Raw genomic sequence first — 552 nt, forward strand, 5'->3', positions numbered from 1 at the left:
GCGAAGAGCAGTTCGGCTTGAACCTGCCGAACAATGTGCTTGTTCCCGCCCTTGCCAGGGCGGTTGCCGCGCATGCGGGCATAGAATGGCGGAAATCGATGGTCGAGAGCTGGCGCCTCGACGCCGCCCATGCCCATGCCGTGCTCGCCGATGGCAGCGAGATTTCCGCCTCGCTGGCGGTCGCCGCCGACGGGCGCCTGTCGCCGGCGCGCGAAGCGGCGGGCATTGCCGCATCGGTGCGGTCCTATCCACAGGCGGCGCTGGTTCTCAATTTCAGCCACCGCAGCGACCACGCTTTCACCTCGACCGAATTCCACACCGAGACAGGCCCGTTCACGCAGGTTCCCCTGCCCGGCAACCGTTCCAGTCTTGTCTGGGTGGTGAAGCCGGAGACGGCGACGGAACTGGCGGCGCTCGACGACGCGACGCTTTCGCAACGCGTCGAAGAGCAGATGCAGTCGATGCTGGGGCGCGTCACCGTCGAACCCGGCAGGCAGGTCTATCCGCTATCGGCCGCCTCGCCGGGCCGCTTTGCGCAAAATCGCGTTGCGC

Annotated in this window: 1 protein-coding gene; it reads left to right on the plus strand. The window is 67.0% G+C overall.

Translation table 11 applies throughout. From position 1 onward, the window contains the following. A partial coding sequence (locus EOA33_RS38100) for an FAD-dependent monooxygenase (RefSeq protein ID WP_190234549.1) occupies positions 1 to 552 on the plus strand: 552 nt, incomplete at both ends.

The sequence above is a fragment of the Mesorhizobium sp. M4A.F.Ca.ET.050.02.1.1 genome (assembly GCF_003997725.1).
Lineage (GTDB): Bacteria > Pseudomonadota > Alphaproteobacteria > Rhizobiales > Rhizobiaceae > Mesorhizobium.